Raw genomic sequence first — 8,470 nt, 5'->3', positions numbered from 1 at the left:
TAAAGCTGGTCGCGGTCGGCGCGGATGCGCATGCCCGCGGGGATGTCGGCGATGAACTCGACCCGCGCCTCGCCCACGGCCTCGCCGGCAAGCTCCTCGGCCTCGATGACCTCGGCGACCAAGGGGCGCAGGTGGAACAGCGACAGCGAGGGGCGCGGCTCTTCGGCCTTGCCGAAGGCCAGCGTCGTTTCGCACAGGTTCACCGCACGCGAAATCGAGCCCATGAGCTTGGGCGCCGCGCGCCGCACGGCGGGGTCGGCGCTTTGTTCAAGCCGGTCGGCGAGGATCTGCCCCGTGGTCAGGATGTTGCGCAGGTCATGGCTGATCTTGGCCACCGCCTGCCCGAGCTGCGCCAGCCTTTCGCGCTGCTTCAGCGAGGCGGTGACGGTATGCTGCAGGGCCGCCAGCGCGACCTCGGCCTCGCGCACCTCGCCCATGGTGGCCGAGGGGGTGATGATGGTGCGGCTGTCCTCGGGCGAGGCGGCATAGGCGGTCATGTGCCCGATCACGCCCCGGATGGGCCGCACGATCAGACGCTGGGTCACGAGGTTCAGCAGCACCGCCGTCAGCACCGAAAAGGCGGCCGATACGGCCAGCAGGCGCAGGGCGAACTCGATCATCGCGGCGCGCATGGGGGCGGTGTTCATGGTGATCTCGATCAGCTGGCCGGCCTGGCGCACCGGCTCTCCGATGACGCGGATGACCTGGGGCTGCGGGTTCAGAAGGCGGTCCAGCGTGTCGCGGACATTGTCCCAGTAGTTGCGCTCGCGCAGGTCGTAGGTGGCCGAGATCGGCTGCGGCAGCGGCGAGGACAGCACCAGCTGGCGGATGTCGTCGCGTCGCAGCACGACGTTGTAGACGCCCGCGTTTTCCAGCAGCTCGCTTTCAAGGTCGGCGGCGATTGATTCGTCCGTGGCCAGCAGCGCGAGGCTGGCGATCTGCGCCCGCTCCAGCCGCGTTTCCAGGTAGTCGCGCCGGAAGTTGGTGACGCTGGGGACGAGGATGAGGATCTCGGCCAGCAGGACGAACACGATCGTCAGCAGGGCGAAGCGGCCGGAAATGCTGTTGAAGGTCATGTGGTCCCGTATCGTCGCAGAGCCGGGGCGCCGGCAATCGCATCGGCCCTTGGCGGCGCTGATCTTCAAACATATGTGATCTGCGCCGGGTTCCAAGGGTGCGACGATGCGCCGTTGCGTCGCGAAAAACGGGCGGAACGACGGTGTTTCTGTTGACTCGGGGGGCTGCCGGCCGTATCAGCCGGGCTTCGCATTCCCGGCGCGCCTGCGTGGGCCGATGGCCCATACCCTGCGCGTCCCAGTTGTTGGAGCAAGACGATGAAACGCACCTTCCAGCCGTCGAACCTGGTTCGCGCGCGCCGGCATGGTTTCCGCGCCCGCATGGCCACCAAGGGCGGCCGTCGGGTTCTGAACGCCCGCCGCGCCAAGGGCCGCAAGGTCCTGTCGGCCTGATCGGCCTTGGGCCGGTGGCGCAGGCGCTGACCGCTGACGTCTCGGCATCTGCCGGCGACGCACAGGACGCCTGCAGGCCGGCCATGACGACCTTGACCCGCCGCGCCGATTTCCTGCGTGCGGCTTCCGCCCGTCGTCAGGGAACGGCGGGCTTTCTGCTGCAGGCCCGCCGCCGCGACCCCGCCGAGCCGATCGCGCCGCCGGATGCGATCCGTGTGGGCTATACCTGTTCCAAGAAGCTCGGCAATGCCGTGGCCCGCAACCGCGCCAAGCGCCGGCTGCGGGCCTTGGCGCGCGAGGTGATCCCGGCGCAGGGGCAGGGCGGCTGGGACTATGTGCTGGTCGGCCGCCCCGAGGCGACCGCCACCCGCGACTTCGCCGAGATGCGTTCGGACCTTGCCCGCGCCCTCGCCCGCGTCCATGCCGGCCCCGAGCCGCGCAGCCCCGATCCCGGCGCTCAGCCCCGCCGGAGGGGCAGGGGATGACCCCGCTGGCCCGCATCGTCGCGCTGCCGGTCCGCGCCTATCGGCTGGTCCTCAGCCCATGGGTGGGCCATGCTTGCCGGTTCCAGCCGACCTGCTCGGCCTATTCGCTCGAGGCGCTGGAGCGGCACGGGGCGCTGCGCGGAAGCTGGCTGACGCTGCGGCGCATCGGCCGCTGTCATCCTTGGGGCGGCTGGGGATACGATCCGGTGCCGCCCGCGCATGAGAATCGCTCATGACCTGTCGCCCCTGCGATCCTGTGCGGCCTGCCGCTTGCGGCGACTGCGATCAGCGCGCTGCCGACATTCGTTTTCAAGGCATGGGACTTGTGATGCCTGCGCCTCATCCTTCAAGGGCCGCCTGATGCTGGACGACGCCACCGACACCGTCGACGAGACCGAGATCCACCCGCTGTTCCGCGGCGCGCCCTCGTCCACCGAGTTCCGCAAGCTGAGGAAGCGCCTCGTGCGCGAGACCCGCGCCGCGATCGAGACCTATCACATGGTCACGCCCGGCGACCGCTGGCTGGTCTGCCTGTCGGGCGGCAAGGACAGCTATACCCTGCTGGCCGTGCTGCATGAGTTGAAATGGCGCGGGCTGCTGCCGGTGGAGCTGCTCGCCTGCAATCTCGACCAGGGCCAGCCGGGCTTTCCGGCGACCGTGCTGCCCGAGTTCCTGACGGAACGCGGCGTGCCACACCGGATCGAATACCAGGACACCTATTCCGTGGTGAAGGCCAAGGTGCCCGAGGGCCGCACCTATTGCAGCCTGTGTTCCCGCCTGCGGCGCGGCAACCTGTATCGCATCGCGCGCGAGGAAGGTTGCAGCGCGGTGGTCCTAGGCCACCACCGGGACGACATCCTGGAAACCTTTTTCATGAACCTGTTCCACGGCGGCAGGCTGGCCTCCATGCCGCCGAAGCTGCTGAACGAGGACGGCGATCTGAACGTGCTGCGTCCGCTGGCCTATGTCGCCGAGGCGGATTGCGAGCGCTTTGCCCGCGCGATGAACTATCCCGTGATCCCCTGCGATCTCTGCGGCAGCCAGGAAGGCTTGCAGCGGATGCAGGTCAAGAAGCTGCTGGACGAATGGGAAGCGCGCAGCCCCGGCCGACGGCAGGTGATGTTCCGGGCGCTGTGCAACGTGCGCCCCTCGCACCTGCCCGACCCGGTGCTGTTCGACTTTGCCAACCTCGCGCCGGAACCGCGGTCCGCCGAGGACGTGCCCCGGCTGCGCGATCAGGCGGACTGAACCGGGACGGATTCGCTTTCCGGCCAATGCGCGAAGGGCAGCACCCGCCCGTCGCGGCGGCTTTCGGCAATGCGGTCGAGGTCGATCTCGGCTTTCACCCAGCCGGGTGCGTCCATCACCCCTTCGGCCACGATCCCGGTTTCCGGCCATAACCCGTCCGGGGGCGCGTAGATCGCGGCGATGCCGCGGTTCTCGTCGATGGCCGGGTTCCAGTCGCAGTCGCCCACGGTCGGGGCCTGCACGACGACGCATTGATTCTCCAGTGCGCGGGCCATGCAGCCGATGCGGACGCGCATGAAGCCCGCCACGCTGTCGGTGCAGCTTGGGGCGAGGATGATCTCGGCCCCGCTTTCCGCCAGCCTGCGGGCGAGCAGGGGGAACTCGCTGTCGTAGCAGATGGTGATGCCAAGTTTTCCAATGGGCGCGTCGAAGACCTGCAATCCCGGCGCGCCGGTCACGTCCCATTCCTCGCGTTCGAAGCGGGTCATGATCTGCTTGTCCTGGTGCCCGATCCGTCCTTGCGGCCCGAACAGAACAGCGCGGTTTACCGGTCGCGCACCGGGCGAGGGGAAGGCCGGACCCGAGGCCGCGAGGATATGGCAACCATGCTCCGCCGCCAGTCGCGCATGGATCGCGTCCCGCGCGGCCTCGTGCCGGGCGACCTCGTGCAGGCTCGCTTCGAGGTCGCGGGCGATGTCGGGACCGCCGAGGCTTGCCAGTTCCATTGCGCCATATTCGGGAAAGACCAGCAGGTCGCAGTCGGCAGCCTCGGCCACCCAAGCCGTCATTTTCGCGTCGTAAGCTGACAGGTCGTCGAACCAGTCGAAGGGATAGGCGGCGGTGGCGATGCGGATGGGGCGGCTCACAACGGTTTCATCCAGAATTGCAGTTGCTTGGTCGTCTCCTCGGCGTCCCCGAGATCGCGCCAGTGGAAATTGGCGACAACCCCCGGCAGCGGCTGGTAGCCGCGCTTGCGCCAGAAACCGTCGAGCGGACGGTAATCCGCGGGCCGGGCCGGATGGTCGGCGGGTCTGATGACCGAGCAGAAGGCTGCATACCGCCGCCCCAATGACCTTCCCTGCGCCTCGCGCCCGTCGAAGAAGGCATGGCCCAGGCCGTGGCCACGGTATTCGGGCAGCAGGACCGATTCGGCGCAGTAGAAGATCTCTTCCAGCCGCTCGGGGCGGCCTTCGAAGGCGACGGCGAAATCTTTGGCGTGGTCCTCCATCGGCGCGCCGGTGGCAGCGCCGATCATCCGCTCGCCGTCCATCGCCGCGACCACGACCGCGCCGGGGGCAGTGTAGGCTTTCAGATACTCGCGCTCATACCCCTCATCGCCGTCGTAGAGGTAGGGCCAGTCGCGGAACACGGCAATCCGCAGCCGGGCGAGGTCGTCCAACGCCCCTCCCACGGCCTCGCCCGTCAGGATGCGCGTCGTGATCACGAGACCTGCCGCACCCAGTCGGCAAGGTTGTAATAGGTCGTCACCCGCGCGATCTTGCCGTCCCTGATCGCGAAGAAGGTCCCGGCGGGCAGGCAATAGCTCTGGCCGCGCGCCTCGGGCAGGCCGGGGTCGGTCTTCAGATAGGTGCCGTTCACCACGAACTCGGCGGCGCCCCGGCTTCCGTCCTCATTGGCGAAGATCACCATGTCGGTGAGGTTCTCGCGATAGGTCTCGCTCATGTGGCGGTTGAAGGCGGCAAAGCCGTCCTTGCCGCGGCGGATGCCGCCCTCGTTGACGTGATGCTCGAAGTCGTCGTGCAGCATGGCCTCCATCGCCTCTGGCTCGCCCCGGTTGAAGGCGTCGTAATAGGCGGCGATCAGTTGCTTGGTCTCGGCCTGGGACATGGGCTTCCTTTCCGTGGTTTCCCAAGGACTAGCGGGGCGGGGCGCGAAGGTCAGCCCCCTCCGAAGGTCGGACGGCTTGCGCGTCCCTTGCGGCTTGGGCAGGGTCGCGCGGCCAAAGGAGGACGTCCATGACCGCCCGCACCATCACCTGCTTCAAGGCCTATGACCTGCGCGGCAGTCTGGGCGACGAGTTGGACGAGGACGTGGCCTGGCGCGTCGGTCGCGCCTTTGCCCTGCGTCCGGGCGTACGGCGGGTGGTCGTGGGCCGCGACGGGCGGGAAAGCTCGCCCGTGCTGGCGGCGGCCTTGACGCGCGGTCTGGTCGAAGGCGGCATCGAGGTGCTGGACCTCGGCCTTGCGGGCACCGAGGAGATGTATTTCGCCACCGATCACCTGGGCGCGGATGGCGGCATCGAGGTCACGGCCTCGCACAACCCCATCGACTACAACGGCATGAAGCTGGTGAAGGCAGGCGCGGCGCCGCTGGACCCGGCGACGGACCTGGCGGAACTGGCGCGGGTGGCGCAGGCGGGCGAGTTCCCTGACGCTGCGCCCGGCCGGGTGTCGGACGCGAGTGGCACCCGCGCCGACTATGCCCGCCGCGTCTGCGACTTCGTGGAGGCCTCGGCGCTTGGCCCGCTGAAGCTGCTGGTGAACGCGGGAAATGGCGTCGCCGGTCCCGCCTTCGACGCCATCGCGGCGGAACTCGCCCGGCGCGGGGCAAGGCTGGAGATCACGCGCATCAACCACGACCCCGATCCGGGCTTTCCGAACGGCATCCCGAACCCGCTGCTGCCGGAAAACCAGCCCATGACTTCGGAGGCTGTGCGGACGCATGGCGCGGACCTTGGGGTCGCCTGGGACGGAGACTTCGACCGCTGCTTCCTGTTCGACGAAACCGGCCGCTTCATCCCCGGCGAATATGTCGTAGGGCTGCTGGCGGCGGCCTTCCTCGACCGCCATCCGGGCGCGCGCATCGTCCACGATCCCCGGGTCGTCCTGAACACCCGCGACATCATCGCGCGGGCGGGGGGAGAGGCGGTGCAGTCGAAAACCGGCCATGCCTTCGTCAAGCAGGCCATGCGGGAAAGCGGCGCGGTTTATGGCGGCGAGATGTCCGCGCATCACTATTTCCGCGACTTCGCCTATGCCGACAGCGGCATGATCCCTTGGCTGCTGGTGGCCGAACTCATCAGCCGCTCGGGCCAGCCCCTGTCGCGCCTCGTGGGCGACCGCATGGCCGCCTTCCCATCCTCGGGAGAGATCAACTTCCGCCTGTCCGATCCCGACGCAAGCCTTGCCCGCGTGCTGGCAGCGATGGAGGCGCAGGCCATCGCCCGCGACGATACCGACGGCATCAGCCTCGAATACCCGGAATGGCGCTTCAACCTGCGCCGGTCCAACACCGAGCCGGTGGTGCGGCTGAACGTGGAAAGCCGGGGCGACGCAGCGCTGGTGGCAGCGAAGGTGGCGGAGATTTCGGCGCTGCTGACGGGTTAGTCGCCGACCGTATCCGGCACGCCCATGACATGTTCATGGTAGGCGATGGCGTCGTCGATCCTGTCGAACACCGTCAGCCGCGCCCGGTCCAGCACCGCACCCATGTTGCACAGCCGCCGGATCATCGGCATCGAATGGCTGACCACGATCGCCGAGGACCGCTGCATCCGGTCGGTGAAGACGCGCTGGGACTTTTCCCGGAACTCGGCATCGCCCACGCTGGTCACCTCGTCCACGAGGTAGGTGTCGAAATGGATGCCCATGCTGCATCCCATCGCCAGCCGCGACTTCATCCCCGAGGAATAGGTGCCGAAGGGCATGTGGTAGCTGTCGCCCAGTTCGGCGAAATCGGCGACGTAGTCGACCAGTCCGTCGGTATCGACGCCGTAGATGCGGGCGACGAAGCGGATGTTCTGCGCCCCCGTCAACTCGTGGTGGAAGCTGCCCGCGAAACCCACCGGCCAGGAGATCGAGCCGTCCGAGACGATCCGGCCCGTCGTCGGCAGCGCCGTCCCCGCGATCATCCGCAGCAGCGTCGATTTTCCCGCCCCGTTGCGGCCCAAAAGCCCGACCGATGCGCCGGTCGGGAACACCGCGTTCAGCCCGTCCGCGACCACCTTCCGCCGGCCATTGGCGTAGTAGATCTTTGTCAGGTTCTCGAGCCGGATCATCGCGCCGCCTCAGCGCCGGTCGCGCACGCTGTAATAGATCAGGATCATGATCGACCACAGCAGGAATGCCATCCCCGCCCCCAGCGCCAGCAGCCAGGGCCGCGCAGGCTCAAGCGACCGTTGCGCGAGGGTGGGGGTGATGTGGGCCGCCAGGTAGCGCGTCTGCCGCTGGGCCGCGGCAAGGGCGGATTCATAGGCGATGCGGGATGACTGGTGCATCCCTTCGGCGAATTCCAGATCGACCTTCAGGCGTTCGTAATCCGCCATCATCTCGGCGTAATTCTCGCCATCGGGCGTGTCGCCGCCGAACTTGTCGCGCTCCTGCTCGATCTGGTTTTCCAGCGACGCGACCCGCAGCTCTGCCTGGACGATCCGCTGGTCGCCGGCACGCGCGTTCTGGCGCAACTGGTCCAGCGCGACCTGCGCCTCGGCCAGCTGGCCCTGCAGGGTGGTCATCACCGTCATCTGCGCGCCCAGATCGATGGTCGGATCGACGATGCGGGTGCGGACGCGGAAGGCCGTCATCGCCTGACGGGCCTCGGTCAGCACGGCGCGGGATTTTTCCAGTTCGGCCTCGGCCTGCGTGGTGGCGTCACGGCGGGCGTGTTCGGACAGGCTGTTCACCACCCGCTCGCTTTCCGCGAAGATCGTGTCCGCGATGGCCTTGGCATCCTCGGGCGTGAAGGCGCTGACCTTGACGGTGATGATGCCCGAGGAATCGTCGTAGTAGATACTGACCTGCCGCCGCCAGTAGTTGGTCAGGTCCTCGATTGTCCCTTCGGGGTCGAAGGCGAAGACGAAGTCCTCGGGCCAGTTGCGCGAGAACATCGCCCGGATGTCCAGGGCCTCGTCCGTCCGCTGCACGAGATCGGGCGAGCGGATGAATTCGTATAGGATATCGGTGTCCGAGGCCGTGCCCGAGGAACTGCCGCCGAAGATGCCCCCGAACATGTCGATCGAGGGTGCGCCTTCCTCTCGCCGGACCGAGAAGCCGACGCTCGAGGAAAACTGGTCCGTCGCCCGCGTCCACAGATAGGTGCCCCAGAGGGCCGTGGGCAGGATCACCAGCAGAAACAGGCTGAACAGCAGCACCCAGTGCCGGCGCCTCGCCCGCGCGACGGGCGCAGGCTCGGCGACCGGGGGGAAAGCCGCGCCCTGGGGCGGGACGGCCGGGGGCGGGGGCGAGGCGGGCCGAGGCGCCGGCGGCGGCGCGGCGGGTCGCGGGGGGGCCGGGACGGATGCGGGTTGCG

General features: G+C 68.3%; 11 protein-coding genes. 5 read left to right on the top strand and 6 right to left on the bottom strand.

Features of this window, described 5'->3' with window-relative positions:
* The coding region (locus Q4F04_RS13705) for a HAMP domain-containing sensor histidine kinase (protein ID WP_303370365.1) at positions 1-1,076 on the bottom strand (1,076 nt) is incomplete at its 3' end.
* 258 nt (positions 1,077-1,334) lie between these two features.
* Between Q4F04_RS13705 and rpmH the strand changes: the two genes are divergently transcribed.
* The 4 genes from rpmH to ttcA all read left to right on the top strand — a co-directional run bounded on the left by rpmH (position 1,335) and on the right by ttcA (position 3,202).
* Positions 1,335-1,469 carry a 50S ribosomal protein L34 gene (gene rpmH / locus Q4F04_RS13700; protein WP_073061402.1) on the top strand — a complete coding sequence of 45 codons (135 nt, stop codon included), beginning with the start codon at positions 1,335-1,337 and terminating at the stop codon, positions 1,467-1,469.
* An 83-nt stretch (positions 1,470-1,552) separates the two neighbouring features.
* Positions 1,553-1,954 (top strand): ribonuclease P protein component, encoded by a 402-nt coding sequence (rnpA, locus tag Q4F04_RS13695; protein ID WP_303370364.1) that lies wholly within the window; start codon positions 1,553-1,555, stop codon positions 1,952-1,954.
* A complete protein-coding gene (yidD, locus tag Q4F04_RS13690; RefSeq protein ID WP_303370363.1) occupies positions 1,951-2,190 on the top strand; it encodes a membrane protein insertion efficiency factor YidD in 240 nt (79 codons plus the stop codon). The genes rnpA and yidD overlap by 4 nt, the downstream gene beginning before the upstream one ends.
* Positions 2,191-2,314: 124 nt before the next feature.
* Positions 2,315-3,202: a tRNA 2-thiocytidine(32) synthetase TtcA gene (ttcA, locus tag Q4F04_RS13685; RefSeq protein WP_303370362.1), complete on the top strand. Its 888-nt coding sequence runs from the start codon at positions 2,315-2,317 to the stop codon at positions 3,200-3,202.
* On the opposite strand, the gene Q4F04_RS13680 is transcribed toward ttcA, so the two are convergent.
* The 3 genes from Q4F04_RS13680 to Q4F04_RS13670 are packed head-to-tail and all read right to left on the bottom strand — an operon-like array spanning position 3,190 to position 5,050.
* Positions 3,190-4,056, bottom strand: coding sequence for a carbon-nitrogen hydrolase family protein (locus Q4F04_RS13680; RefSeq protein WP_303370366.1), 867 nt, complete (start codon positions 4,054-4,056; stop codon positions 3,190-3,192). The two genes, ttcA and Q4F04_RS13680, sit on opposite strands and share 13 nt — an antisense overlap.
* A gap of 8 nt (positions 4,057-4,064) precedes the next feature.
* Complete coding sequence (locus Q4F04_RS13675) at positions 4,065-4,646, bottom strand: GNAT family N-acetyltransferase (protein WP_303370361.1); 582 nt, start codon at positions 4,644-4,646, stop codon at positions 4,065-4,067.
* A complete protein-coding gene (locus Q4F04_RS13670) occupies positions 4,643-5,050 on the bottom strand; it encodes a ketosteroid isomerase-related protein (protein ID WP_303370360.1) in 408 nt (135 codons plus the stop codon). The genes Q4F04_RS13675 and Q4F04_RS13670 overlap by 4 nt, the downstream gene beginning before the upstream one ends.
* Positions 5,051-5,178: 128 nt before the next feature.
* On the opposite strand from Q4F04_RS13670, the gene Q4F04_RS13665 reads away from it, so the two are divergent.
* Positions 5,179-6,549 carry a phosphomannomutase gene (locus Q4F04_RS13665; protein ID WP_303370359.1) on the top strand — a complete coding sequence of 457 codons (1,371 nt, stop codon included), beginning with the start codon at positions 5,179-5,181 and terminating at the stop codon, positions 6,547-6,549.
* Here Q4F04_RS13665 and Q4F04_RS13660 read toward each other — a convergent pair.
* The gene (locus Q4F04_RS13660) at positions 6,546-7,220 is read right to left on the bottom strand and encodes an ABC transporter ATP-binding protein (RefSeq protein WP_303370358.1); all 675 of its coding nucleotides are present in this window, start codon (positions 7,218-7,220) and stop codon (positions 6,546-6,548) included. The genes Q4F04_RS13665 and Q4F04_RS13660 overlap by 4 nt on opposite strands.
* A 9-nt stretch (positions 7,221-7,229) precedes the next feature.
* The coding region (locus Q4F04_RS13655) for a capsule biosynthesis protein (protein ID WP_303370357.1) at positions 7,230-8,470 on the bottom strand (1,241 nt) is incomplete at its 5' end.

Origin of the sequence: Paracoccus sp. (in: a-proteobacteria) (assembly GCF_030536915.1) — a bacterium.
Classification (GTDB): Bacteria; Pseudomonadota; Alphaproteobacteria; order Rhodobacterales; family Rhodobacteraceae; genus Paracoccus.
Note: the sequence above shows the minus strand (reverse complement) of the source record. Positions and strands in the feature narration are given on the sequence as shown.

Excerpts from the sequence above, each read along its gene's own strand:
- rpmH (WP_073061402.1), top strand. The coding sequence starts at position 1,335 with ATGAAACGCACCTTCCAGCCGTCGAACCTGGTTCGCGCGCGCCGGCAT.
- rnpA (WP_303370364.1), top strand. The coding sequence starts at position 1,553 with ATGACGACCTTGACCCGCCGCGCCGATTTCCTGCGTGCGGCTTCCGCC.
- yidD (WP_303370363.1), top strand. The coding sequence starts at position 1,951 with ATGACCCCGCTGGCCCGCATCGTCGCGCTGCCGGTCCGCGCCTATCGG.
- ttcA (WP_303370362.1), top strand. The coding sequence starts at position 2,315 with ATGCTGGACGACGCCACCGACACCGTCGACGAGACCGAGATCCACCCG.
- Q4F04_RS13670 (WP_303370360.1), bottom strand. The coding sequence starts at position 5,050 with ATGTCCCAGGCCGAGACCAAGCAACTGATCGCCGCCTATTACGACGCC.
- Q4F04_RS13665 (WP_303370359.1), top strand. The coding sequence starts at position 5,179 with ATGACCGCCCGCACCATCACCTGCTTCAAGGCCTATGACCTGCGCGGC.
- Q4F04_RS13660 (WP_303370358.1), bottom strand. The coding sequence starts at position 7,220 with ATGATCCGGCTCGAGAACCTGACAAAGATCTACTACGCCAATGGCCGG.